The organism is Candidatus Binatia bacterium (genome assembly GCA_036563615.1).
GTDB lineage: Bacteria > Desulfobacterota > Binatia > UBA12015 > UBA12015 > DATCMB01.
This window is the reverse complement of record DATCMB010000022.1, coordinates 108,925-133,719: the sequence shown is the minus strand read 5'-3', so window position 1 is coordinate 133,719 and position 24,795 is coordinate 108,925. Positions and strand designations below refer to the sequence as shown.

24 protein-coding genes are annotated in these 24,795 nt (G+C 70.7%); 10 read left to right on the top strand and 14 right to left on the bottom strand.

The window, feature by feature from the left end; translation table 11 throughout:
• Positions 1-7: 7 nt before the first annotated feature.
• The gene (locus VIS07_19005) at positions 8-850 is read right to left on the bottom strand and encodes an NAD(+)/NADH kinase (protein HEY8517606.1); all 843 of its coding nucleotides are present in this window, start codon (positions 848-850) and stop codon (positions 8-10) included.
• 261 nt (positions 851-1,111) lie between these two features.
• Between VIS07_19005 and VIS07_19000 the strand changes: the two genes are divergently transcribed.
• Positions 1,112-2,386, top strand: coding sequence for a replication-associated recombination protein A (locus tag VIS07_19000; GenBank protein HEY8517605.1), 1,275 nt, complete (start codon positions 1,112-1,114; stop codon positions 2,384-2,386).
• Between the two features lie 24 nt (positions 2,387-2,410).
• Here VIS07_19000 and VIS07_18995 read toward each other — a convergent pair whose 3' ends face one another.
• The 8 genes from VIS07_18995 to VIS07_18960 form a co-directional block, all read right to left on the bottom strand.
• Complete coding sequence (locus tag VIS07_18995; GenBank protein ID HEY8517604.1) at positions 2,411-2,863, bottom strand: TIGR03668 family PPOX class F420-dependent oxidoreductase; 453 nt, start codon at positions 2,861-2,863, stop codon at positions 2,411-2,413.
• 11 nt (positions 2,864-2,874) lie between these two features.
• Positions 2,875-3,927, bottom strand: a complete 1,053-nt coding sequence (locus VIS07_18990) for a ribonuclease Z (protein ID HEY8517603.1) — start codon at positions 3,925-3,927, stop codon at positions 2,875-2,877.
• A 130-nt stretch (positions 3,928-4,057) separates the two neighbouring features.
• A complete protein-coding gene (locus VIS07_18985; GenBank protein ID HEY8517602.1) occupies positions 4,058-4,300 on the bottom strand; it encodes a hypothetical protein in 243 nt (80 codons plus the stop codon).
• Positions 4,301-4,412: 112 nt separating this feature from the next.
• Positions 4,413-5,075, bottom strand: coding sequence for a hypothetical protein (locus tag VIS07_18980; GenBank protein HEY8517601.1), 663 nt, complete (start codon positions 5,073-5,075; stop codon positions 4,413-4,415).
• A 22-nt stretch (positions 5,076-5,097) separates the two neighbouring features.
• Positions 5,098-5,295, bottom strand: a complete 198-nt coding sequence (locus VIS07_18975) for a hypothetical protein (protein HEY8517600.1) — start codon at positions 5,293-5,295, stop codon at positions 5,098-5,100.
• 91 nt (positions 5,296-5,386) lie between these two features.
• Positions 5,387-5,764: a hypothetical protein gene (locus tag VIS07_18970; GenBank protein ID HEY8517599.1), complete on the bottom strand. Its 378-nt coding sequence runs from the start codon at positions 5,762-5,764 to the stop codon at positions 5,387-5,389.
• Between the two features lie 13 nt (positions 5,765-5,777).
• On the bottom strand, positions 5,778-6,185 hold the full coding sequence (locus VIS07_18965) for a biopolymer transporter ExbD (GenBank protein ID HEY8517598.1): 408 nt from the start codon (positions 6,183-6,185) through the stop codon (positions 5,778-5,780).
• Complete coding sequence (locus VIS07_18960) at positions 6,178-6,837, bottom strand: MotA/TolQ/ExbB proton channel family protein (GenBank protein HEY8517597.1); 660 nt, start codon at positions 6,835-6,837, stop codon at positions 6,178-6,180. Before VIS07_18960 ends, VIS07_18965 begins: the two co-directional genes overlap by 8 nt.
• Positions 6,838-6,959: 122 nt before the next feature.
• Between VIS07_18960 and VIS07_18955 the strand changes: the two genes are divergently transcribed.
• Both VIS07_18955 and VIS07_18950 read left to right on the top strand, forming a co-directional pair.
• Entirely contained in the window at positions 6,960-7,322 is a 363-nt protein-coding gene (locus tag VIS07_18955) for a hypothetical protein (protein HEY8517596.1), read from the top strand.
• Positions 7,323-7,329: 7 nt separating this feature from the next.
• Positions 7,330-8,658 carry an aminopeptidase P N-terminal domain-containing protein gene (locus VIS07_18950; GenBank protein ID HEY8517595.1) on the top strand — a complete coding sequence of 443 codons (1,329 nt, stop codon included), beginning with the start codon at positions 7,330-7,332 and terminating at the stop codon, positions 8,656-8,658.
• Positions 8,659-8,715: 57 nt separating this feature from the next.
• On the opposite strand, the gene VIS07_18945 is transcribed toward VIS07_18950, so the two are convergent.
• The 3 genes from VIS07_18945 to VIS07_18935 are packed head-to-tail and all read right to left on the bottom strand — an operon-like array spanning position 8,716 to position 11,290.
• Positions 8,716-10,230, bottom strand: coding sequence for a leucyl aminopeptidase (locus VIS07_18945; GenBank protein HEY8517594.1), 1,515 nt, complete (start codon positions 10,228-10,230; stop codon positions 8,716-8,718).
• A 17-nt stretch (positions 10,231-10,247) separates the two neighbouring features.
• Complete coding sequence (locus tag VIS07_18940; protein HEY8517593.1) at positions 10,248-10,526, bottom strand: hypothetical protein; 279 nt, start codon at positions 10,524-10,526, stop codon at positions 10,248-10,250.
• Complete coding sequence (locus tag VIS07_18935) at positions 10,523-11,290, bottom strand: 3-hydroxyacyl-CoA dehydrogenase (protein ID HEY8517592.1); 768 nt, start codon at positions 11,288-11,290, stop codon at positions 10,523-10,525. The genes VIS07_18940 and VIS07_18935 overlap by 4 nt, the downstream gene beginning before the upstream one ends.
• Before the next feature lie 281 nt (positions 11,291-11,571).
• Between VIS07_18935 and VIS07_18930 the strand changes: the two genes are divergently transcribed.
• Genes VIS07_18930 through VIS07_18915 form a run of 4 tightly spaced genes read left to right on the top strand, consistent with a single transcriptional unit; the run spans position 11,572 to position 16,593 of the window.
• Positions 11,572-13,506, top strand: a complete 1,935-nt coding sequence (locus VIS07_18930; protein HEY8517591.1) for a serine protein kinase — start codon at positions 11,572-11,574, stop codon at positions 13,504-13,506.
• 1 nt (position 13,507) lies between these two features.
• Positions 13,508-14,725: a sporulation protein YhbH gene (gene yhbH / locus VIS07_18925; GenBank protein HEY8517590.1), complete on the top strand. Its 1,218-nt coding sequence runs from the start codon at positions 13,508-13,510 to the stop codon at positions 14,723-14,725.
• A gap of 13 nt (positions 14,726-14,738) precedes the next feature.
• Positions 14,739-16,169 (top strand): SpoVR family protein, encoded by a 1,431-nt coding sequence (locus VIS07_18920; protein HEY8517589.1) that lies wholly within the window; start codon positions 14,739-14,741, stop codon positions 16,167-16,169.
• Between the two features lie 13 nt (positions 16,170-16,182).
• The gene (locus tag VIS07_18915) at positions 16,183-16,593 is read left to right on the top strand and encodes a zinc ribbon domain-containing protein (protein HEY8517588.1); all 411 of its coding nucleotides are present in this window, start codon (positions 16,183-16,185) and stop codon (positions 16,591-16,593) included.
• Positions 16,594-16,635: 42 nt separating this feature from the next.
• Here VIS07_18915 and glp read toward each other — a convergent pair whose 3' ends face one another.
• On the bottom strand, positions 16,636-17,877 hold the full coding sequence (gene glp / locus VIS07_18910) for a gephyrin-like molybdotransferase Glp (protein ID HEY8517587.1): 1,242 nt from the start codon (positions 17,875-17,877) through the stop codon (positions 16,636-16,638).
• Positions 17,878-18,125: 248 nt separating this feature from the next.
• Between glp and VIS07_18905 the strand changes: the two genes are divergently transcribed.
• Both VIS07_18905 and ntrC read left to right on the top strand, forming a co-directional pair.
• A complete protein-coding gene (locus VIS07_18905; GenBank protein HEY8517586.1) occupies positions 18,126-19,232 on the top strand; it encodes an ATP-binding protein in 1,107 nt (368 codons plus the stop codon).
• Complete coding sequence (ntrC, locus tag VIS07_18900; GenBank protein HEY8517585.1) at positions 19,225-20,679, top strand: nitrogen regulation protein NR(I); 1,455 nt, start codon at positions 19,225-19,227, stop codon at positions 20,677-20,679. The genes VIS07_18905 and ntrC overlap by 8 nt, the downstream gene beginning before the upstream one ends.
• On the opposite strand, the gene VIS07_18895 is transcribed toward ntrC, so the two are convergent.
• Positions 20,639-23,509 (bottom strand): helicase C-terminal domain-containing protein, encoded by a 2,871-nt coding sequence (locus tag VIS07_18895; GenBank protein ID HEY8517584.1) that lies wholly within the window; start codon positions 23,507-23,509, stop codon positions 20,639-20,641. The genes ntrC and VIS07_18895 overlap by 41 nt on opposite strands.
• A 280-nt stretch (positions 23,510-23,789) precedes the next feature.
• Here VIS07_18895 and VIS07_18890 point away from each other — a divergent pair, with 280 nt between their 5' ends.
• Positions 23,790-24,785 carry a hypothetical protein gene (locus VIS07_18890; protein HEY8517583.1) on the top strand — a complete coding sequence of 332 codons (996 nt, stop codon included), beginning with the start codon at positions 23,790-23,792 and terminating at the stop codon, positions 24,783-24,785.
• Positions 24,786-24,795 lie beyond the last annotated feature (10 nt).

Below are 24,795 nucleotides of genomic sequence, written 5' to 3'. Positions count from 1 at the left end.
GTCGTCGTCAGCGCGCCCAGCCGAGCTTGGTGCGCAAGAGATCGTAGAAGTTGAGCTGCGGCGAGCGCACGAGGCAGACGACGTACGGCGAGCGCGTCACCTCGACCGTGTCGTCGACGCCGAGCCGCACGGTCTGCTGGCCGTCGAGCGTCAGCAGCAGCTCCTCGCCCGGCGAGCGCAGGCGGAACGAGAGCGTCGACCCGTCGTCGACGACGATCGGCCGCACGCTGAGCTTGTGCGGACAGATCGGCGCCAGCACGACGACGCGCACCGACGGGTGCACGAGCGGTCCGCCCGCCGACAACGAGTACGCCGTCGAGCCCGTCGGCGTCGCGACGATCACGCCGTCCGCCTTGAAGAGCGCGAGGAACTGTCCGTCGACGTTGGTCTCGATGTCGATCGTGCGGCCGAGCGCGCCGCGGCTCAGCACCGCGTCGTTGAGCGCCTGGTAGATCTCCGACTCGCCGCTGCCGCGGCGCACGGTCGCGCGCAGCATGCTGCGCCGGTCGATCGCCGCCTCGCCGCGCAGCGTGCGCTCGAGCGTCGCCTCGAGCTCGTCGAGCGTGATCTCGGTGAGGAAGCCGAGCCCGCCCAGGTTGACGCCGACGATCGGCACCTCGCGCTCGCCCGCGAGACGCGCGGTCGCGAGCAGCGTGCCGTCGCCGCCGAGCACGACGATCGCGCGCGCCCGCGCGAACATCGCCGACTTGTCGCTCGCAACGGCCCCCAGCCACGCCGCGTCGTCCGGCTCGGCGAGCGCTCGCACGCCGCGCTCCTCGAGCCATGCGACCACTTGCCGCGCGACGTCACGAGCGCGCGGGGCCTTGCGCTTCAGCACCAGGCCGACCATGGACGCATCCACACTCAACCTCGCCGGCGTTAGCACGGGCGTAGCCGGCGTGTCGAATTCGCACGGCTCGCACGCCGTCGCGCTCGCTTTCGCGCCCGGGGGAAGCCACACTCGAAGCCGACGTCCATGAGCGAACCGGACCTGTTCTCGCGCCTCGGCGAGCCGCCGGCGCGCGCCAAAGCAGCGAAGGCGACCGATGCCCGCGGTGCGGCGACGTCGCGGCGCGAGACCGTCGCCGCGAGCGCGCCGCTCGCCGAGCGCATGCGACCGCGCACGCTCGAGGAGTACGTCGGGCAGCGCCACCTGATCGGGCCCGGACGCCTCGTGCAGTCGATGGTCGAGGGCCGCAAGCTGCACTCGCTCGTGCTCTGGGGACCGCCGGGCAGCGGCAAGACGACGCTCGCCCGTCTGCTCGCGGAGTCTCTGGATCTCCCCTTCGCGCAGATGTCGGCGGTGCTGTCGGGCGTCAAGGAGCTGCGCGCGATCGTCGAGCGCGCCGAGCTCGAGCAGCGGGCAAGCGGTCGGTCCACGGTGGTGTTCATCGACGAGATCCACCGCTTCAACAAGGCGCAGCAGGATGCACTGCTGCCGCATGTCGAGCGCGGCACGATCGTCCTGATCGGCGCGACGACCGAGAACCCGTCGTTCGAGGTGATCTCGCCGCTGCTGTCGCGCTCGCGCGTGCTCACGCTCGAGCCGCTCGACGCGGAGTCGCTGGGGCAGCTCATCGACCGCGCGCTCGCCGATCCGGAGCGCGGTCTCGGTCGGCTCGGCGTGACGCTCGCGCCGGACGCGCGCGACCTGCTCGTCGAGCACGCGCAGGGCGACGCGCGGATCGCGCTCGGGACGCTCGAGGTCGCCGCCGAGATCGCCGCGCGCACGGAGGCTCGCCGCATCACGGCGGACCAGGTCGCGGAGGCCGCGCAGCGCCGCTCGCTGCGCTACGACCGCCAAGGCGAGGAGCACTACAACGTCATCTCCGCCTTCATCAAAAGCATGCGCGGGAGCGACCCCGACGCGGCGCTCTACTGGCTCGTCCGCATGCTCGAGGCGGGAGAGGATCCGCTCTTCATCGCGCGGCGCATGGTGATCTTCGCCGCCGAGGACATCGGCAACGCCGACCCGCGCGCGCTGCAGGTCGCACTCGCCGTCAAGGACGCGGTGCACTTCGTCGGCCTGCCGGAAGGTCGCATCCCGCTCGCGCAGGGCGTGACCTACCTCGCGACCGCCCCCAAATCGAACGCCAGCTACGAGGCGCTGAACCGGGTCACCGCCGAGGTGCGCGCGACCGGCACGCTGCCCGTGCCGCTGCATCTGCGCAACGCGCCGACCGGGCTCATGCGCTCGCTCGGCTACGGCGAGGGCTACCAGTACCCGCACGCGTCGCCCGGTCACTTCGTCGTCGAGGAGTACTTGCCCGACGAGCTGCGCGGACGACGCTGGTACCAGCCCGGGGACCAGGGCGAGGAGCGCGAGATCGCGCAGCGCCTCGCCCGCTGGCGCGCGGCGCAGGACGAGGCGCGCAAGAAGCGCTGAGCCGCGCGGCGGCGGCGCGCGCCGTCAGTCGGCGAGCCGTCCCCACGCGTGCACGCGCTCGATCGCGAGCGCGACCACCTCGTGGCGTGACGGGTCGAGATCCATCGCGACGTACTGCGGGTAGCGCTCACGCAGCGCCGCGATCGCGGCGGCGCGGCGCGCGTCGTCGCGCAGCCGCTCGGCTCGCCCCGTGACGAGGACGTAGCCGAGCTTGCTCCAGTCCTCGTCCCAGCGGTCGACGACCAGCGCGAAGCGCGGGTTCTCCTCGAGGTTGCGCAGGCGCTTGAGCTTGACGCCGGGACGCTTGGGCTTGTCGTCGACCGCGAACACCAGCGTCCGCTCGTCGAGCAGCGCGAAGCACACCGGCACGACGTGCGGCGCGCCGTCGACGCTTGCCGTCGCGAGGTGCGCGCGGCGCGCCGCGAGGAGGAACGCGCGGACCTCGTCGCTCGGCGCGGCGACCCGCGCGGCCGGCATCCGTGCCTCCGTCAGGCGACCGCGGCGCCGAGCTCCGCGAGCACGCCGGGGTCGATGCGACCGCGAAACGCCGCCTCGGCCTCCTGCCGCAGCAGATCGCCGCGACCCTGGTAGCGCGGCGAGTAGTGGAAGACCTTGAGGCGCCGCGCGCGCGCGAGCCGCGCGATGGTGCCGGCCTCCGCCGCCGTCAAGTGGTAGCGCATCGCCGCCTGATCGCGGTCCTCGTCGAGGAACGGCGACTCGCAGAACAGCACGTCGGCGTTGTGCATCACCGGCAGCAGCACGGCGAGGTTCTCCGGCAGGAAGCGCGTGTCGACGATGTAGCCGATCTTCTGCCCCGGCGTGATGCGCACGAGATCGCGCAGCTCGCCGAGCGTGCGCTCGGCCTGCGTGCGATCCGCACGCTGCGCCGTGATCCGCGTGTCGTCGGGCGCGCCGGCGCGGATCGCGTCCTTGAGCTCGGCGAGCCAGCGTCCGGGCGCATAGCCGCCGCGCGCGAGCCGATCGCCGTCGACGTTGAGGTGGGTCGGCTCGTCGATCGCGAACGCGAGGCACGGGATGCGGTGGTCGGTGATCGCCGCGCGGACGCGGAAGTGTCCCTCGTCGACGAGCAGCGGCGTCGTGCTCGGCCCGCTCGACGCCTGCGCCGGCAGCAGCTCCGCGTCCTCGCGCCGGAAGCCCGTGCTCGCGCGGAACACCGAGCGGCGCGAGCCCGACGCCGCGACCTCGGTGACGTCGAAGACGAACGGATAGCTCTCGGTGAGGTTCCAGACGTAGCCCGAGAGCTTGCCCTGCACGCAGTCGAGGATGCCCTCGGGTCCGTAGAGGTAGAGCCGCTTGTCGCGGTTCAGGAAGAGACGCAGCACGCGGTCGAAGCCGATGAAGTGATCCATGTGCGTGTGCGACACGAACACGTGGGTCACCTTCAGCAGGTCGGCCGCGGGCAGCCCGTCGTTGCGCCCCAGGTCGAACAGCACTGCGGTGCCCTGCCAGCGCAGCTCGACGAACAGCCCCGGGTCGCCGAAGGGGCCGTTCACCAGCCGTGGGGCGAACGTCGAAGCCATCGCGGGGACTCTAGCAGGAGCGAGCGGATCGGCCCAAGGTGGTCATTGCACGGACACGGAAACGCGACGCAGGCGTTCGTACGATCGTCGGAGCGTGGACGCGCTCGTGCCGGCGCGCGCCCGTCGCCGCTCAGCGGCGGCTCTGCATCTCCTGCATCAGGATGGCGGCGCTCTCCGCCATCATCTCGTTCATGATCTGCCCGAGGCTCTTCTCGGGGTCCTCGAGCTTCGCCACCAGCTTCGAGAGCACGGCGAAGTAGCGCTCGAGCGAGTCGCTCTCGATCGACGGCAGCCGCGCCTCCATTGCGGCGCAGAACCGCTCCTGCGTCATGCGGATGTCGGCTTCGAGGGCACGGCGCAGCGTCTCGTCCATGCGCGCGCTCGTGCCATGCGGCGGTGCGGTGCGCAACCCGTGGGACGCGTGCGGGACACGCGGCGCCGCTCCGCAGGCCGCGGTCCGCCGCCCTTCGCCTCGACCGAGCGTCTCAGGCGTCTTCGGGACCGCGCTCGCGATCGAGGATGCGCAGCAGGTCGGCGTGCAGCTGCCACCAGGCGAGGTGGAAGCTGTCCCCGACGACGCCGGCCACCGCGCGGACGTCGCCCCTTGCGGCGCGCTCGAGCGCGCCGGCGAGCCGCGCGCGCAGGCTCGCGTAGCGTCGGCGCGCGGCCGCGAGCGGCGCGAGCCAGGCGTCCGCCTCGGCGTGCACGGCACGCAGCTCGGCGAGCACCAGCGCGTCGTAGCGGCGGTCGCGGTGGTCGTTCGGCCGATCGGCTCCGAGGTCGGTGCGGACCTGCCAGCGGTGGAGCGCTTGCTTGACGCGTCGGTCGAGGGCCATGAACGCGCCGTAGCGCGGCTCGAGCCACGGCCGCAGCGTATCCGCCTCGCGTGCGAGGACCGCCGACGCGCGCTCGCGGCCCGACGCGGTGAGCGCCAGCGCCTCGCCCAGCGGACGCGGCTCGACGCCCAGCAACCCCTCGGCCCGCAGGCGCTCGACGTCGCGTTCCGCGTCGTTGCTTGACACGCCGCTCGCGACGGCGAGCTCCTCGATGCTCAGCGCGCCGCGCAGCAGCAGGGCGAGCAGCAGAGCGTCCTCGGAGCCAGGCTCCTCACCGAGCTCGGGTGGCGCGACGTCGTCGCTCGCTGCCATGGACGCGCGGTCGCGCGGCGTGTCAGGCCGTCGCCTCGTCGCTCGGACGCTCGTAGACGCGGATCTTGAGGATCATCTTGCAGGTCGGACAGGGCACCGAGCGGATCACGGGGAACGTCACGTAGTTCTTGCGGATGCGGTCCATCTGGCGCTTCCGCTCCGCCGCGCAGCACTCGTACTCCTCGGTCCGAACTCCCTTGCGCTCGCTCGCCTTCGCCATGTCGCGTCTTCCCTGCGGTCCTGGGCCCGCCTACCGCGCAGGGCTCCTCGCCGGCCGTCGCGGCGGCAAAATAGCCGCTCGCGACCCCGAGTCAAAGCTTGAACTCGTCGCCGCGCTTCTTGACCGCGCCCGAGCGCCGGCGCATGGCGTCGACCGACTGCGCGGCGTGCGCCGCGTCGCCGCGCACGAGCGCGCTCTCGAACTGCGCGGCGAGAGCGCGCATCATCGCGGCCTCCTGCGGGTCGAGCGTCGCCGCGAGCTCGCTGAGCAGATGCATGGCCGCGGTGATCTCCCGGATCGCTCGCTCGCGCTCGCCGGCCCGCTGCGCCGCGAGCGCGTGCTGGAGCCGCGCCTTCACCTGCTCGAGGCCCGGACCGGCCCCGGGACCGAGCACGACGCGCAGGTCGCCGAGCCCCGCGATCAGCGTCTCGAGAGATTCCGGGGCGAGCAGCAGATCTTCGCGCGGCATGGCTCCGCTTCCGTCACTTCCGCCGCGTGGCGGCGATGGCGACCTCCAGCGCGCCGGCGTTGCGCGCCTCGTCGAGGATGTAGACGACGTCGCCGAGCTGGACGCCCTTGTCGCCCTGCAGCACGACGCGCTTGACGTCGCTGCTGTCGACCGCGGCCTTGAGGCCAGCGGCGAGCTGCTCGCGGCTCGTCTGCTCGCCGTTCACGTAGATGTTCTCCTCGGCGTCGACGGTGACCACCACGCCCTTCGTCTCGGTCGAGGTCACGCCCGCCTCGGGCAGATCCACGCGCGGCCCCGACTCGATCATCGCCGAGCTGGTGATCATGAAGATGATCAGCAGGACGAGGAAGATGTCGGTGAGCGGCGTGATGTTGATCTCGGCGACGATCGCGTCGCCGTCGCCGTTGTCGTGCTCAGGCAACCTGCCGACTGCCACGTTCCCCTCGCCAGGCGCAGACGCCGTCGACGAAGCGCGTGATGCCGACGCGCATCGTCGTGCCCATGTCGTTCAAGCGCACTTGGAAGTAGTTGTAGAGCGCGACCGCGATGATCGCGACGCCGAGACCGAGCGCCGTCGCGACCAGCGCCTCGGAGATGCCGGCCGCGACCACGGCGAAGCCGCCGGTGCCCGTCTGCGCCATGCTGTGGAAGGCGCGCATGATGCCGACCACGGTGCCGAAGAGTCCGATGAACGGCGCCGCGCTGCCGATCGTGCCGAGCAGCCAGACGTTGCGCTTGAGCGCCTGGGTCTGCTCGACGCGGTGCCCGTCGGCGAGGGCGATCAGATCCTCGATCGGCGTGTCGGCGGCGCGCGGCAGCAGCTCGAGGTAGATGCGGCCGAGCGGCAGGTCGCCGGCGTCACGCTCGACCATGTCGCGCGCGCCTTCGAGATCGCCGCGACGCAGGAAGAAGCCGATCTGCTTCGCGACGTTCAGCATGCGGGCGTCGAGGCCGCGCAGCGCCCACATCCGCTCGCCGGCGACGGCGAGAGCGACGATCGAGCACAGCAGGAGCGGATAGGTGGCGTAGTAGCCCTGCTGGATCAGATCGAAGAACGTGACGATGTCCATCATGTTCGGCAGCCCTTTAGCTGAGTCCGCGCGATAGTACAGCGCGCCGCGTCGGGCGGCGAATGGCCCGCGGCGCGGGCGGCGTCGGCTTGTCTGTCCGACGAGGCGTCGCTAGCGTAGGCGCGATGCTCCGGCGCGCTGGTCGGCCCCTCGCTCTCGCGCTCGTCGCGCTCGTGCTGGCCGTCCAGATGGCGGCGCCGCGGGCCGCCCACGCGTCGACGCGCCTCGCCGGCAACGTCTGGGTGGTCGACGAGGACGCGCAGGTGATCACCCTCCTCGACGCCGGGAAGAAGATCGCCTTCGTCTACGGCGGCGACACCATCGTCCGCCGCGGCTCGGCGGACGGCTCGATCAAGGAGCTGCGCCGCGGCGACCGGATCGTCGTCACGCTCGAGGAGCCTGCCGAGGACGGCACCCTCGCGCGCGCGCGTCTGATCGCGATCGCCGGGCCGCCGTCGGCCGGGCGCGGCCTCGACATCTTTCGCTAGGATTCCCATGCCCGATCCGTTTCACGGCCTTCCCCGCTTCGACTACGCCGCACGACGCGCCGCGGTGCTCGACAAGATCGGCAACGGCGTCGCCGTGTTTCGTGCGCCCGCCGCGCGGGTGCACGCGAACGACGTCGAGTATCGCTACCGGCCGGATTCCGACTTCTACTACTTGACGGGCTTCGCCGAGCCGGACGCGGTCGCGGTGCTCGACGGCACCGCGGATCGCGAGCGCTTCGTGCTCTTCGTGCAGCCGCGCGATCCGGAGAAGGAGACCTGGACGGGCAAGCGCGCCGGCGTCGAGGGCGCGATCGATGACTTCGGCGCCGACGCCGCCTTCCCGATGGAGGAGTTCGCGCAGCGCGTGACCCCGATCATCGCGCGCGGCGGCGCCCTCTACTACCACCTCGGCTTCGACGAGCCGTTCAACCTGCGCATGCTCGAGATCGCGCGCAGCGCGTGGGCGCAGCGTCCGCGCACGGCGAACGACCTGCCGACGTCGCTGCTCGACGCGGGCCCGCTCGTGCACGAGATGCGCCTCTACAAGACCGAGGCCGAGCTCGCGTGGATGCGGCGCGCGATCGCGATCGCGGGCGAAGCGCACACCGCGGCGATGCGCGAGGCGCGGCCCGGCATGTGGGAGCACGAGATCGAGGCGCTGGTCGAGTACGTGTTCCGCAAGAACGGCGCGGCCGGCTGGGCGTATCCGTCGATCATCGCCGGCGGCGACAACGCGACCGTGCTGCACTACACGTCGAACGACGCCGAGCTGCGCGACGGCGAGCTGCTGCTGATCGACGCGGGCGACGAGCTCGGTTGCTACTGCGCCGACGTGACGCGCACCTTTCCGGTCGGACGCGACTTCACGCCGGCGCAGCGCCGCATCTTCGACCTCGTGCTCGCGGCGCAGCTCGCGGCGATCGAGGCCGTGCGTCCCGGCGTCACGCTCGAGGACGTCCACGCCCGCGCGGTCGACGTCCTGGTCGACGGCCTGCTGTCGCTCGGCGTGCTCCAGGGCACGCACGAGCAGATCGTCAAGGAAGGGCTCTACAAGCCCTTCTACATGCACCGCACGAGCCACTGGCTCGGCATGGACGTGCACGACGTCGGCTCGTACCGGCGCGATGGCAAGCCGCGCGAGCTCGAGCCCGGCATGGTCTTGACGATCGAGCCGGGGCTCTACTTCGCGCGCTCGCTCACCGAGGCGCCGGAGGAGTACCGCGGCATCGGCGTCCGCATCGAGGACGACGTGCTGGTCACGCCGGACGGCCACGAGGTGCTGTCGGCGGCGATCCCGAAGTCCGCCGACGAGATCCTGGCGCTGAAGGCGGCCTGAGGCACGGGGCGCCTGGCTCGCGCGCGCTCGGTCGCTGCGCGAGCCAGGCCCGCGCGCTCAGGCTCGCGACGCCTCCTTCTCGATCAGCGCGACCAGCGTGCGCACGCCCCACCCCACCGCGCCGCGGGGCACGTACGGGCGCGGCTTGTCGGTGTACGCGACCGCCGCGATGTCGAGGTGGGCCCACGGCAGCCCGCCGACGAACTCGCGCAGGAACAGGCCGCCGAAGATCGTCCCGGCCGTGCCGTCGCCGGTGTTCTTCAGGTCGGCGATCGGGCTCTCGAGCGCCGACATGTAGTCCTCGACCAGCGGCAGCTCCCACATCGGCTCGCCGGTCTCCTTGCCGACCTCGATGAGGCGGCGCACGAGCGCCTCGTCGCTGCCCATGATGCCCGCGACGCTGCGTCCGAGCGCGGTCGTCACCGCGCCCGTCAAGGTCGCGAGGTCGACGATCCAGCGCGGCTTGCTCTGCCGCGTCGAGCCGCCGCTCGCCGCCCAGCCGAGCGCGTCGGCGAGCACGAGCCGGCCTTCGGCGTCGGTGTTGAGCACCTCGACCGTCTTGCCGGTGAACGTGCGCAGCACGTCGCCGGGACGGTACGCGCGACCGTCCGGCATGTTCTCCGCCGCCGCGATGTAGCCGCGCACCTCGATCGCCGGACGGAGCTGCGCGATCGCGCGCATCGCGCCCAGCACCGCGGCGCCGCCGGACATGTCGCGCTTCTGGATCTCCATGCTGCCCGGCGGCTTGAGCGACAAGCCGCCCGAGTCGAAGGTGATCCCCTTGCCGACGAGCGCGACCGGACCGGCGCCGGCGCGCACGCGTCCCCCGTTGGGACGATGGATCAGCTCGATCACGCGCGGCTCGTTCCGGCTGCCGCGTCCGACCGCGAGGATCGCGCCCATGCCGAGGCGGCGCATGTCGGCGGGCTCGAGGACGCGCACCTTCAAGCCGTGCTCGCGGCCGAGGCGCTTCGCGACGCGCCCGAGGTGGTCCGGCGTGATGGTCTCGGCCGGACCGTTGATCAGGTCGCGCGCGAAGCAGGTCGCCTCGGCCACGACCTGCGCGCGCTCGAGCGCGCGCTGCGCCTCGCGGCTCGACGCGACGCCCGCGAGCAGGCAGCGCTCGACCTGAAACGGCGTCCGCGAGCTCTTGAACCCGTTCATCTGGTAGGCCGCGAGCAGCGCGCCCTCGGCGGCCGCGCCCACGGCGGCGCCGCCCGCCGCGCCGACCGAGATCGCGAGCGTCTTGGCGCGCGCCGAGCGCGCGGCCTCGACCGCCTGCCCGCCGAAGCGGCGCCACGCGTCGGGCGGCAGCGTCTGGCCGTCGGCGCGCCCGACGCCGATCACCGCGATCAGATCCGCCCGCATCTCGCCGTGCGTCTGGTAGACGGACACGGTGCCCTGCTTCGCAGGGTCCGCCGAGCGACGGCGCACTTCGCGCAGCAAGCGCCCGCCGGTCGCGGCGTCAAGTGCAGAAATCTCGCGCGACGTCGGCGCACCTGCGACGAGCGGGACCGCGAGCAGGTCGGCGCGCACGCGCTCCGCCGGCTCGCTGACGCGTTTGATGTCCATGGACTACGGCTCCGTTCTCAACCCGAGTGCCGGGTGAGATAGTCGAGGATCAGCTTCTCTTCGGTCGGGCTCAACGGCGGCAAACCGCGCCGGGCGCGGATCTCCGCCATGCGTGCAACCTGGACCTTCCACATCTCGGCCTTCATCAGGCCCGGGTGATGTGGTGGGTGACACAGACCGCACTGCTGCACGTAGACGAGCGCGCCCGGCGACGATTCGTCCGGCAACGGGCGCGAGCAGGCCGCGAGCACGAGCAACAGCGCGAGCCGCAACCAGCGCCACGCCCGCGCGTTCAACTCGGCTGCATCCGGATGCCGCCGTCGAGGCGGATGGTCTCACCGTTGAGCATGGGAATCTCGATGATCGCGCGCACCATCGCGGCGAACTCGGGCGGCTCGCCGAGACGCGGCGGGAACGGCACCTGCGCGCCGAGCTTGCGCCGTCCCTCTTCGGGCATGAGCGCGAGCATCGGCGTGTTGAACAAGCCGGGCGCGATCGTCATCACGCGGATGCCGTACGACGCGAGGTCGCGCGCGATCGGCAGCGTCATGCCGACGACGCCGCCCTTCGACGCCGAGTACGCCGCCTGCCCGATCTGTCCCTCGAACGCGGCGACCGACGCGGTGTTGACGATCACGCCGCGCTCGCCGTCGGCGTTGGGCTCGTTCTTCGTCATCTGCTCGGCGGCGAGTCGGATGACGTTGAAGGTGCCGATGAGATTGACTTCGACGCACTTCGCGAACAGCTCGAGCGGGAACGGACCACGCTTGCTGACGGTCTTCGCCGCGACGCCGACGCCCGCGCAGTTCACCGCGACGTTCAGCTTGCCGAAGGCATCCACCGTCGCCGCGACCGCGGCGCGCACCTGCTCTTCGCTCGTCACGTCGGCCGCGACGAAGCGCGCGGCATCACCGAGACGCTTCGCGAGCTCCGCGCCCTGCGAGTTCTCGCGATCGAGGATCATCGCTCGACCGCCGTTCGCGACGATGTTCTCGACCGTCGCCGCACCGAGTCCCGAAGCGCCGCCCGTGACGAGCGCCACGCAATCCTTGATGTTCACCGGTTGTCCTCCGAAAGAAGCGCGCAGCGCGCGCCGAGGCGCGGGCGCGTGTTCTCACACCGCTCCACAGCCGTGGGTCTGCGGAGCGAAAGCGTGGAACAACAAGCGTGCGGGCCGCGCAAGTGCTTCTCGCCTTGTTCCTCCAACGGGACGCACGTATAATTTCTCTGAAGTGAGCATCGAGGGGACCTCGACGACCCGATCTCTCCACCGTCGGTGCGACGCGCACGGCAGGTTTCCCCGGCCCCGTCGCCGTGGGACAGCCGAGAGGAGCCGGCCCTATGGCTAGCAAGGATACGTTCGCGAGGATCATCCAAGAAGATCGCGCCGCTCACGAGAGCAAAACCTGGAAAGGCACCTTCTTGGATTACCTCGAGAAGGTCCGCGAAGATCCCACCATTCCCAAGCTCGCCCACGCCAGAATCTACGACATCATCATGCGAGCCGGCTGCGAGGACATCCAGAACACCGACGACGCCGGCGCCAAACGGCTCTACAAAGACGAGCCGCTCAAGGTCTACAACTTCTTCCGCGACGAGTTCTTCGGAATCGAGAAGACGATCTCCCAGATCGTCCGCTACTTCCACTCCGCATCGCTCAAAGGCGAGGAGAGTCGACAGGTCCTCTACTTGATGGGCCCCGTGGGCTCCGGGAAGAGCTCGCTGGTCGAGCGGCTGCAGCGCGGCCTCGAGGAATCCGAGCCGTTCTACGCGATCGCCGGCTCGACGATGAACGAGGAGCCGCTGCAGCTCATCCCGAAGCATCTCCGCAAGGAGTTCGAGAAGATGCTCGGGGTGCACATCGAGGGCGACGTGTCGCCGGTGACGCGCTTCCGCCTCGAGCACGAGTTCGGCGGCCGCTACGAGGAGTTCCCGGTCGAGCTCAAGTACTTCTCGAAGCGCGAGCGCGTCGGCATCGGCGTGGTGCCGCCGGTCGATCCGAACAACCAGGACACCTCGGTGCTGATCGGCAGCGAGGACATTTCTAAGCTTGACGTCTACTCCGAGGGCGATCCGCGGGTGCTCGACCTGAACGGGGCGCTCAACGTCGGCAACCGCGGCATGGTCGAGTTCATCGAGGTGTTCAAGAACGAGACCGAGTACCTGCACGCGATGATCACGGCGACGCAGGAGAAGGTCATCCCCGCGCCCGGCCGCCACGGGATGGTCTACGTCGACACCGTCATCATCGCGCACTCGAACGAGGCCGAGTGGCAGAAGTTCAAGGCGGACCACACCAACGAGGCGATCCTCGACCGCATCGTCGTGGTGAAGGTGCCCTACAACCTGCGGCTGTCCGAGGAAGTGAAGATCTACCAGAAGATCATCCGCAACTCGGACTTCCGCGCCCACGTCGCGCCGCACACGCTCGAGATGGCGTCGATGTTCGCGATCCTGTCGCGTCTCGAGCCCACCGCGAAGTGCGACCTGATGACCAAGCTCAAGCTCTACAACGGCGAGGAGGTCGTCGAGAAGGGCAAGACCAAGAAGATCGACGTCCGCGAGCTGCGCGACGAAGCCAAGCGCGAGGGCATGAGCGGCATCTCGACGCGCTTCATCATGAAGGCGCTCGACAACGCGCTGTCGGACAACGTCGACGGCAACTGCATCAACCCGATCAACGTCCGCGAGGCGCTGATCACGATGGTGAAGGAAGCGGACTTCGCGGACGACGAGCGCAAGCGCCTGCTCGAGTTCCTGCAGGACGTCCTGCACAAGGAGTACCTCGAGATCCTCGAGAAGGAGATCACCAAGGCCTTCGTCTACTCGTACCAGGAGCAGGCGGAGTCGCTGTTCCAGAACTACCTCGACCACGCCGAAGCCTTCGTGAACAAGACGCGCGTCAAGGACCGCAACACGAAGGAGGAGCTGCAGCCGGACGAGGGCTTCCTCAAGTCGATCGAGGAGCAGATCGCGATCATCGGCTCGGCCGCGGAAGGCTTCCGCCAGGAGGTGATCGCGTACCTCTGGGCGGCCTCGCGACGCGGCGAGAAGATCACCTACCAGAGCTACGAGCCGCTCAAGGAGGCGATCGAGAAGCGGCTGATGACGTCGGTGCGCGACATCTCGCGCATCATCACCAAGGCCCGCACCCGCGACGAAGAGCAGACGCAGAAGTACAACGCGATGGTCTCGAACCTGCTCGACAACGGCTACTGCGAGAGCTGCGTCGACGTCGTGCTCAAGTACGCGGCCAACAACCTCTGGAAGGACTGACTTGCCCGGCGCGATCTTCCGACCGTTCCGACACTCGGAAGCCGAGCGCAGCGACCGCAGCGCCGGCGACCGGCTCCGTCACCGCGAGAAGGTGCGCGAGTCGATCCGCGACAACATCGCCGACATCGTCGCGGAAGAGTCGATCATCGGGAAGAGCCGCGACAAGATCATCAAGGTTCCGATTCGCGGCGTTCGCGAGTACCGCTTCGTCTACGGCGACAACGCGCCCGGCGTCGGCCAGGGCGAGGGCGAGACCCAGCCCGGTCAGGTCATCGGCAAGGGCCAGAAGGAAGGACCCGGCGGCGACAAGGCCGGCGATCGCCCCGGGCAGGACTACTACGAGACCGACATCACGCTCGAGGAGCTCATCGACATCATGTTCGAGGACCTCGAGCTCCCCGACCTCGAGCGCCGCGCGCTGCGGCAGATTCCCGCGGAGCGCACGGCGAAGCGCAAGGGCTATCGTCAGGTCGGCATCCGGGTGCGCCTCGACAAGCGGCGCACGGCGCGCGAGCGCGTGAAGCGTCTTCTCGCGACGAAGCGCCACGCCCGGCTCGAGGACTCGCCGATCGATCCCGCCGAGATCGAGCAGAAGCGCAAGCCGTTCCACATCGAAGACCTGACGTACCGGCACGTCGTGAGCGACGTGCGCAACGAGTCCAACGCCGTCGTGATCTGCATCATGGACACGTCGGGCTCGATGGACACGATGAAGAAGTACCTGGCGCGCAGCTACTTCTTCCTGCTCTACCAGTTCATCTCCACCAAGTACCGCTCGGTCGAGATCGTGTTCATCGCGCACCACACCGAGGCGCGCGAGGTCACCGAGGAGGAGTTCTTCCACAAGGCGGAGTCGGGCGGGACGTTCATCTCGTCGGGCTACCAGAAGGCGCTCGAGATCATCGAGGAGCGCTACCACCCGTCGCTCTGGAACATCTACGTGTTCCACTGCTCCGACGGCGACAACTTCGACTCGGACAACCCGGCGGCGCTGCGCACCGCGAAGCAGCTCGCCGAGGTCGCGAACCTGTTCGGCTACGGCGAGATCAAGCCGCTCGGCTCGCGTTACTACGAGAGCTCGATGCTGAACCTCTTCCGCCGCCTCGACGCCGACAACTTCCAGACCGTGGTGATCGAGCGCAAGGAGGACATCTGGCCCTCCTTCCGCGCGTTCCTCTCCAAGGATCGGGCGAAGCTCAGCGAAACCTCGTCCGCCTGACCGGAGGTCGCACATGCCGGACTACTCGATCGCCGATCTCGAGATGTGGGACGAACGCATCCGCGAGAAGGCGGACGAGTTCGGTCTCGACGTCTACCCGCAAGAGTTCGAGATCTGCGACCACAACGAGATGCTCGGGTACATGGCGTACTCGGGCATGCCGTCGCACTACCCGCACTGGTCCTACGGCAAGGCCTACGAGAAGCTGAAGACCCTCTACGACTACGGCGTCTCCGGGCTGCCGTACGAGATGGTCATCAACTCGAACCCCGCCCTCGCCTACCTGATGCGGGACAACACGCTGTGCCTGCAGATCCTGACCATCGCGCACGTCTACGGGCACAACGACTTCTTCAAGAACAACTTCAACTTCCAGCAGACGCGCGCCGAGTTCACGATCGGCACCTTCAAGGCGCACGCGCAGCGCGTGCGCTCGTACATCGAGGACCCGTCGATCGGCCTCGACCGCGTCGAGCAGATCCTCGACGCCGCGCACGCGCTATCGCTGCAGATGCGGCGCAACCGCGCGGTGCGCAAGCTCAGCGACGAGGAGGAGCGCGAGCGTCTGCTGCAGGCGGCGCAGCCGCGTCCCGACCCGTTTTACAAGATCCACCGGCCGGTCGAGTACCAGGCGCCCAACCTGCGCCGCGTGCCGGCGTCGCCGGAGGAGGACCTGCTCCTCTTCATCCGCGACCACAACCCCTACCTCGAGGAGTGGGAGAAGGATCTGCTCACGATCGTGCACGAGGAAGCCTGCTACTTCCTGCCGCAGATCGAGACCAAGATCATGAACGAGGGCTGGGCCTCGTACTGGCACCGCGAGATCCTGAACGCGCTCGAGCTGCCGCCCGACCTGCACCTCGAGTTCCTCGTGCGCCACAACCAGGTCGTGCGCCCGCACCCGGGCGGGCTGAACCCGTACCACATCGGCCTCAAGGTGTGGGACGAGATCAAGCGCCTGCACGACGAGCCGACCGACGAGGAGCTGCGCGCCGGCTTCCGTCCGACGATGAGCGGACGCCGCGCGATGTTCGCCGCGCGCGAGGCCGACCGCGACGTGTCCTTCCTGCGCCGCTTCCTGAGCGAGAAGCTGATGCAGGAGCTCGACCTCTTCCAGTACGAGCAGCGCAACGAGGACTACGTCGTCACCAAGGTGTCGGACAAGGAAAGCTGGCGCGAGGTCAAGGAGACCCTGCTCAAGAACATCGGCACCGGCACGATTCCGGTGATCAAGATCACCGACGCCGACTTCGGCGGCAATCGCACGCTCTACATGGTACACGAGCACGACGGCCGCGACCTGCTGCTGGAGTACGCGGAGCGCACCCTGCAGCACCTGCACCGTCTGTGGGGTCGCGAGGTCGCGCTCGAGACCTTCATCAATGGAAAGAAGACGCTGCTCACGTTCTCGGAGCAGGGCTTCACGACCAAGACGCTGAAGTAAGTTCCAACAAGCGATGCCGATCTACGAATACCGCTGCCGCTCGTGCCGTCGCCGCGTGCAGGTCCTCACGCTGCGCGTCAGCGAGCAGCCCGACGCCGTCTGCGACCGCTGCGGGAGCCGCGAGCTCGACCGGTTGATGTCGCGCTTCGCGGTCGCGCGCTCCGAAGAGAGCCGGCTCGACGCGCTCGGCGACCCGTCGCAGCTCGCCGGGCTCGACGAGAACGACCCGCGGAGCATCGCGCGCTGGATGCGCAAGATGGGCAAGGAGCTCGGCGACGAGGTCGCCGGACCCGAGTTCGACGAGATGATCGACGAGCTCGAAGCCGGCGGCGACCTGTCGGGCGACGACGGCGGCGACGACGCCGGCCCGTCGAGCGATACCGTCGCCGAGGCGGGCGGCGCCGACGACGTCAGCGACCTCTAGCGTCCACGTCCAGCAGCGTCGCGACGCGATACGGGTCGCGACCTACGCGAAGGGATGCGCGGGCGAGAGCGCCAGCTCCTGGCCGAGCAGCAGCGCCTGCGGCCGCGCCCCGACCGCGAGCTCTTCCTGACCCGGCGGGCTGATCACCAGACAGTCGGCGAGCGAGAGCGAGCGCAGCACGCCGGAGCTCTGCGTCCCGGTCGGCGTCGCGAGCATGCCGTTCTCGCGCCACTCGAGCGTGCAGCGCACGAGCTCGGTCAGGCTGCGCGCCGTCCGCACGCTGCGCGCCATCTCGACCTCGACCGAGGGCGCGAACACGGCGTCGAGCCCCATCGCCCGACGCAGCGCGGGCGCGACGTAGAGCGTGAAGCACACCAGCGACGACACCGGGTTCCCGGGCAGGCCGAAGTAGAGCCGTCCGTCCTGCGCCGCGAAGGTGAGCGGCTTGCCCGGCTTCTGCGCGACCTGCCAGAAGCGGCGCTCGAGCCCGAGCTCGTCCATGATCTGCTTGACGAAGTCGAAGTCGCCGACCGACACGCCGCCGGTCGAGAGGATCACGTCGAAGCTCGCGCAGGATGCGAACGCCGCGCGCATCGCGTCGGGCTCGTCGGGCACGATGCCGAGGATGGTCGGCGTCCCGCCGACCTCGCGCACCGCCGCGGCGAGCGCGTACGCGTTCGAGTTGTAGATCTGCCCCGGTCCGAGCGTCCCGCCGAGCGGGACGAGCTCGTCGCCGGTCGCGAGGATCGCGACCCGGGGACGCGTCCGGACGCGCACCGTCGGGAGCCCGATCGAGGCGATCAGCCCGACGTCCGCCGCGCGCAGCGCTCGTCCCGGCCGCAGCACCGTCTCGCCGGCGCGCACGTCCTCGCCGGCCGGCCGGACGAACTCGCCGCGCGCCGGCGCGTGCCGGATCTCGACGAGCGAGCCCTCGACGCGGGTGTCCTCGACCTTGACCACGGCGTCGGCGCCCTGCGGCAGCGGCGCGCCGGTCATGATCCGCAGCGCCTCGCCCCGCCCGACGGCGACCTGGGCCGCCCGCCCCGCGGGCACCGTCCCGATCACGTGCAGGCCGACCGGGGTGCTGGGAGATGCCCCCACCAGGTCCTCGCTGCGGACGGCGAAGCCGTCCATCTGCGAGTTCTCGAACGGCGGGATGTCCAACGGCGCCGTGACCTCCTGGGCCAGGACCCGCCCCCCGGCCTCCGCGACCGGGACCTCCTCGGCGGGGGTCGGGACGACGGCGGACATCACGGCTTCGATGGCGTCTGCGACGGAAACCACGCCGGGAATCTCCCTGCCGGGTCGCGGCGCGTCAAGACGGGTCCGCTCGAGGTAGCCCCGCCGGCCCCCGAAAAGCCCGCCTGGCCTCCCGAAGCACCTCTCGACCCTGCCCGCCCGCGCCGTGGGCACCGGCCTTCTGGTGGGCGACCCGCTTGCTACGCCGGCGCATCGCGCCCGGAAGACAGCGATTTTGCCGCTTCTTGATTCGCTTGTGGGCGGATCGCTGCTTAAAAGATGTGCAGCTGCTTATGCGACGGGCAGGATCACGCTACCTTGCCGAGCAATGGCTCAACGTCCTCGAGAGCCTCGATGACGGCCTGATCGTCCTCAACCGCGATCAGACGCTCGAGTTCATGAACGAGGGCGCCGCGCAGCTGACCGGTCTGTCCGCCGTGCAGTCCGTCGGTCAGCACGCGAGCAAGCTGTTCGCGGCCAACCCCTGGCTGATCGACCTCCTGCAGGCGACCCGCGCCTCCGGGGTGCGCAACGTCCGCGGCGACGCGTCGCTGGTCAGCCGGCACGGCGGCAAGCGTCCGGTCCGCGCCGCCGCGACGCTGCTCGTCGACGACGACGGCCGTGAGGTCGGCAGCCTCGTCACCCTGCACGACCTCAGCTACCAGCGCGAGCTCGAGTCCCGCACGCGCGAGGCCGACCGGCTGAACCAGCTCGAGATCCTGCTCGCGGGGCTCGCCCACGAGATCAAGAACCCGCTCTCCGGCATGCGCGGCGCAGCCCAGCTCCTGTCGAGCAACCCGCCCGATCCGCACCGCATGCGGGAGTGCACCCAGATCATCCTCGGCGAGATCGACCGGCTGAACAGCCTGATGGCGCAGCTGCTCGACCTCACCGGACCGCCACGCCTCGAGCGGCGCGGCGTCAACATCCACGAGATCATCGACCGCGTGATCGCGATCGAGGGCGCCGGACGCGGCGGACGGCTGAACTTCGTCCGCGCCTTCGACCCCAGCCTGCCGAACGTGCTCGGCGACGCCGGACGTCTCACGCAGGTGTTGCTCAACCTCGTGCGCAACGCGGTCGACGTGTCGCCCCCCGGCGGCACCATCACCATCACGACGCGCATGGAGACGTCGTACTACGTCGCCGGCGCGAACGGACGGGAGCAGTTCCTGTCGCTCGACGTGAGCGACCAGGGGCCCGGCATCGCGCCCGAGAACCTCGGGCGCATCTTCTCACCCTTCTTCACGACCAAGGATGGCGGGACCGGGCTCGGGCTGGCGATCAGCCAGCGCATCATCAGCGAGCACGGCGGCGTCCTGCGCGTCAAATCGGAGCCCGGCGTCGGGTCGATCTTCACCGTGACGCTTCCCGTCGACCGGGGCAGCAGCCATGCCTGAGAACAACGGAAACGCAACCGCACGCATCCTGGTGGCGGACGACGAGCGCTCGATCCGCTGGGTCTTGTCCGAAGCGTTGACCGCAGACGGCCACCAGGTCACCGAAGCATCGACCGGCAGCGAGGCGCTCGCGATCCTGAACCGCGGCGGCATCGACGTCGCCTTCCTCGACATCCGCATGCCGGACATGAACGGTCTCGACGTCGTCACCAAGGCGCGCGAGGCCGGCTGCCAGACGACGCTCGTCGTGATGACCGCGCAGACCACGATGGCGAACGCCGTCGAGGCGATGAAGCGCGGCGCCTACGACTACCTCACCAAGCCGTTCGACCTCGACGTCGTGCGGCTGCTGGTCCAGCGCGTCCTCGAGACGCGTCAGCTCTCGACCGAGGTGAGCGTCCTCAAGGGCGAGCTGCGCAAGCGCTACGAGGTCGGCGTCGACATCATCGGCCGCTCGCCGGCGATGCAGAACATCTACAAGCTGCTCGGCCGCGTCGCGAAGAGCGACGCGACGGTCCTCATCGAGGGCGAGAGCGGCACCGGCAAGGAGCTGATCGCGAAGGCGATCCACTACCACTCGCCGCGCTGGCAGGGACCGTTCGTCGCGCTCAACTGCTCCGCGATCCCGCGCGAGCTGCTCGAGAGCGAGCTCTTCGGCTACGAGCGCGGCGCCTTCACGGGCGCGATCGAGCGCCGCGCGGGCAAGTTCGAGCAGGCGGCAGGCGGCACGCTGTTCCTCGACGAGGTCGCCGACATGCCGCTCGAGCTGCAGGCGAAGCTGCTGCGCGTCCTGCAGGAGCGCGAGTTCTCGCGCGTCGGCGGACGCGAGAGCCTGCGCGCGGACTTGCGCATCGTCGCGGCGACCAACCAGGAGCTCGCGCGCGCCGTGCGCGCCGGACGCTTCCGCGAAGACCTCTACTTCCGGCTCAACGTCGTGCCGATCCACGTGCCGCCGCTGCGCGAGCGCAAGAGCGACATCCCCGAGCTGATCCGCTACTTCATCGCCAAGATCAACCGCGACCTCGGCACGGAGATGACGGGCATCGCGCCTGCGGCGGAAGCGATGCTGATGCAGTACAGCTGGCCGGGCAACGTCCGCGAGCTCGAGAACACGCTGGTGCGCGCCGCGGTGCTGGCGCCGGGTCGGACGCTCATGCCGAGCGACTTCCAGCTCGCCGAGACCACCGCGCCGCCGTCGAACGGCGACTCGCTCGCCGAGGTGGTGCGACGCCGCACGCGCAGCCAGTTCGAGGCGCACGGCGATCGCGACCCGGTCGACGTCTACGCGACGCTGCTGATGGAGTTCGAGCGCCCGCTGCTCGAGGCGACGCTCGAGCGCACCAACGGCAACCAGGTGCGCGCCGCGCAGATCCTCGGCATCAACCGCAACACGCTGCGCAAGAAGCTCAACCAGCTCGGTCTGTCGCCGCGTCGGGCTGCGAGCTGAAGAAGGCGTTCATCTCGGCGAGGATCGACGGCATCCCGGCGACCAGCACGCGCGGCGGCCCCGGGAGCGAGCCGACGAAGTCCTGCAGGTACGCCTTGCTCGTGTCGGCGCCGAGGACGACGACGAAGCCGCGGTCGTTCTCGCTGCGGATCAGGCGGCCGAACATCTGCTTGAACGCGACCACCGCGGGCTCGAGCGACAGCGCGCGGAAGTCGTCGCCGCCGCTCTCGCGAATGACGCGCGCGCGTCCCTGCTGCAGCGGATCGTTCGGCCGCGGGAACGGCAGCTTGTCGATCACGACGCAGGAGAGCGCGTCGCCCGGGACGTCGATGCCCTGCCAGAGCGAGCGCGTCCCGAGCAGCACGGCGCGCCGGCTCGCGGCGAACTGCTCGACGAGACGCGACGCGCCGCCGCCGCGTCGCTGCACGAGCACCGTGATCCCGTCGTCGCGCAGCAGCGGCTCGAGCCGCTCCGCGACGTCCGCGAGGCGATTGCGGCTGGTGAAGAGAACCAGCGTACGCCCGCCGAGGAGACGCGCGATGCTGGCGATCGCCTGCGCGCACTCCGCGGCGAAGCCGCTCGTGCGGTAGGTTCCCGCCTCCGCGAAGGCGAGCACCGAGCGCCCCGGGTAGTCGAACGGCGACGGGATGACGAGCTCCGGCAGGCGGCGCTCCTCCGGCAGCAGCTGCCAGCCGAGCTTCTCGAGCGTCGGCTTCGGGTTGCCGCCGACGCCGAGCGTCGCCGACACCGCGACCACCGTGCGCGCCGGCTCGAGCAGCCGCGCGTGGATCAGCTCCGCGACGTTGAGAGGTGTCGCGCGCACGCCCCAGTCGGTGCTCTCGCGGACCGGACGCGCCCAGGCCGAGTACACCGTCGCGTCGCGGGTCTGCTCGAAGAGATCGGCGAGCAGGCCCGTGCCGACCGCCGCGAGCGACGCGCCGAGCGTCGCCGCGCGGGCCGACACCGCGTCGTCGCGCGGCGCGCCGTCGCCGGTCTTCTCGCGGTAGCGGCCGGCGAGCCGCTCGACCTCCTCGCCGAGCATGGCGAGGGCGCTCGCCGCGTCGGTGATGCAGCGCGCGGCGTGCGACCACGTCGGGCTCTGCGCCGCGACCTCGGCCGACGGCACGAGCGTCTCGCCCTCGCCGCACAGCGGCACGAGCGCGCGTCCGGCCGCCTCGACCGCGAGCTCGCAGCGCCGCGCGAGATCGATCGCACGGCGCGCGGCGACGAGATCACCCGCGCCGGCCGCGAGCGCCGCGAGCAACCCTCCCCTGCCGCCGGCCGCGAGCTGCGACAGCCACTGACGCACGTCCCGCGCCGCGACCTCTTCGCGGAACGCGCGGTCGCCCTCGTGCGCGAGCTCGTGCGCCTCGTCGATGATCAGCCGCTCGATCGCGCCGTAGCGCGCCGGCCAGGTGAGCAGCAGCGAGTGGTTGATCGACACGATCGCCGCGTCGGCGAGCGCGTCGACGCGGCGCAGGTACCCGCACGGTCCGCCGGGCGCCTCGCGGCACGCGCGCTCGCTGCAGTCCGTCGAGCAGGCGATCACGTCACGGATGCCGCGCAGCGCCGGATCACGCGCGAGCAGCCAGCCGCCGAAGGCTTGCAGGTCGCGCTCCGGGCAGCGGTGGAAGTACGACGTCAAGTAGAGACGCGTCGCCGCCGGCAGATCCGGAAAGCCGAAGTCCGCCGGACGCGTCGCGAGATCGAGCGCTCGCGTCGTGCTGCCGTAGTTGGCGCGTCCCTTGAGCACGATCGCCGGCTGCGGCGGGATGCCGAGCACGGCCGCGATGCGCGGCAGCTCCTCGTCGACGACGCGCTCCTGCAGCGTCCGGTTGGCGGAGCTCACGACGACGCGCTCGTTGGTGTGCAGCGCGTGCAGCAGCCCGACGAGCGCGTAGGCGAGCGTCTTGCCGATGCCGGTCCCGGCTTCGGCGGCCAGCGCGCGGTCCTCGCGCAGCGCGACCAGGAGAGCGCGCGCGAGCTCGATCTGGCCGTCGCGCGCGCGGTAGCCGGGCACGTGTCGTCGCCAGCGGGCCTCGTCGGCGAGGAGCTGGGTGACGAAGTCCGCGCTGTACCACTCGGCGGGAATCCGGGTGCGACGCATCTCGGCGGGCTGCACCCGAAGCGTCGCTGCCCCGCCGTCGCGCAGCTCGTCCGGACGACTCGCGGCGGTCGCGCGCGGCACGCGCAGCAGGCGCGCCCACGGCCAGCTCGCCGATAGGTCCTGCAGGACCAGACGAAGCTCGGGATGCTCGCCGCGGGCGATCTCGGCCGCGAGGCGCGCCAGCACGGCGAGCGTGTCGAGCGCGTCGTCGAGCGCGCGGTGTCGCTTGGTGCGCCCGAGGAGGTCGCGCGCCAGCGTCTCGAGGCTGTGGCCCGCGAGCTCGGGTCGGAGGATGCAGGCGAGCTCGAGGGTGTCGAGGTACTCGCTGCTCCGGAGAAACCGCCCGAGGAAGCCACGCTCGAAGGCCGCGTTGTGCGCGACGATGGTCGCGTCGGCGACGAACGCCGCGAGCTCGCCCACGACCTGCGTCCACGGCGGCGCTCCGCGGAGGTCGTCGTGCGTGAGACCGGTCAGCGTCGTGGTCAGCGGTGGTAGCGGCGCGCCCGGATCGACGAAGCGATGAAACGTCGCGGGCGGCTCGCCGGGGGCGATGCGCACCGCGCCGACCTCGATCACCTGCGCCGTCTCCGGGTCGAGGCCGGTCGTCTCGAGGTCGACGACGGCGAACGGCCCGAGCGCGGAGGCCAGCATCGCGAGCTGGTCGGCGTCCGGCAGGCGCGCGAGCGGCTCGTCGTCGGCGGCGATCTTCGCGACGTCGTCCACGGCGGTCAGATCCTCTCGCTGCTCGCGTGCCGCGACGCAACCCGCGTCCGCAGGGCGTCGGCGGACAACCGCGTGTTGCACGGTGCAGCGACGCCGTTCGCCGCGGCGTCGCAGTGCAACGAACGCTTCGGGCTCGCGCGCTTGCGTGTCCGCGCTTTCGCGCAGGCACGGCGCGTGCAGAAGGCGCGGCTTGCGGCCTCCCCCACCGCAGCCACCGCGCCGTCGCCTCGGGCGGCGCCGAGCGACGCCGCCGCTCGGGCGCGGCGGCGTGGAGGGTGCTATGTCCCACGGAGTCAAGAAGAGGATACGTGCGCCCGGTGATTGGGGCCGGCCGGCGCTCCTCGCAGCGCTGCTGATCGCCCTCGTCCCGACCGGCGCGTACGGCAACCAGGCGTCGGCAGGCGTGCTGCTGCGACAGGCGCGCTACGCGATCGCGGAGGGCCGCACCGCCGACGCCGTCGCCAAGCTCCGCGAGGCGCGCGCGAAGGAGCCACGGACGCGTCGCGGGCTCGAGGCGGCGCTAATGCTCGCCGATCTCGAGCTGTCGCGAGGCAACGGCGCGACCGCCGACGAGGTGCTCGCGGCGGCGGAGCGCGACTTCGCCGCCGGGGAGGCTTCGGCGCAGGTCCTCCTCGCCCGCGGCTGGCTCGCGCTCGCGCGCGGCGACGGCGGCAACGCGGCGCGCCACTTCGGCCTGATTGCCTCGCGCACGAACGAGCGCTTCGTGAACGAGCTCGGCGTGCTCGGGCTCGCGTGGTCGCGCCTGATCGCGCAGGGCGACGCGACCGAGGTTCCGACCGAGCTGCGAGCGCTCGTGACGCGCGGCTCGGAGCCGATGCTCCGGGTCGCCGCCGGGCTCACGCTCGCCCGCGCCCACGCGGCGCGCGGCGAGCACAAGCAGGAGCTGCGCTGGCTGCGCGCGCTGCGTCGCCTGGTCCGCGGCTCGACGTTCGGCGACGACGTCGAGCTCGCGATCGGGCTCGCGCAGATCGACGCCGGAGCGCCGATCGCGGCCCGCAAGACGCTCGAGCGTCTCGCCCAGAAGACGCCGTCGACGTCCGCGGTCGACGGCGCGTCGACGGTGCGGCTGATCGACCTGCGGCTTCCACCGCAGGAGTTCGTCGCCCGTCTCGCGCGCCTCTACGCGGGCCGCACCGACAAGACGACGGGGGTCCTCGCCTTCCTGGTGAGAGCGCTCGATCGGCCGGCCGCAGCGGACGCGCAGACCGCGCTCGGCATGGCCAACGCCGCGATCGCGGCGAGAAAGGGGGCTTGAGATGCGCGCT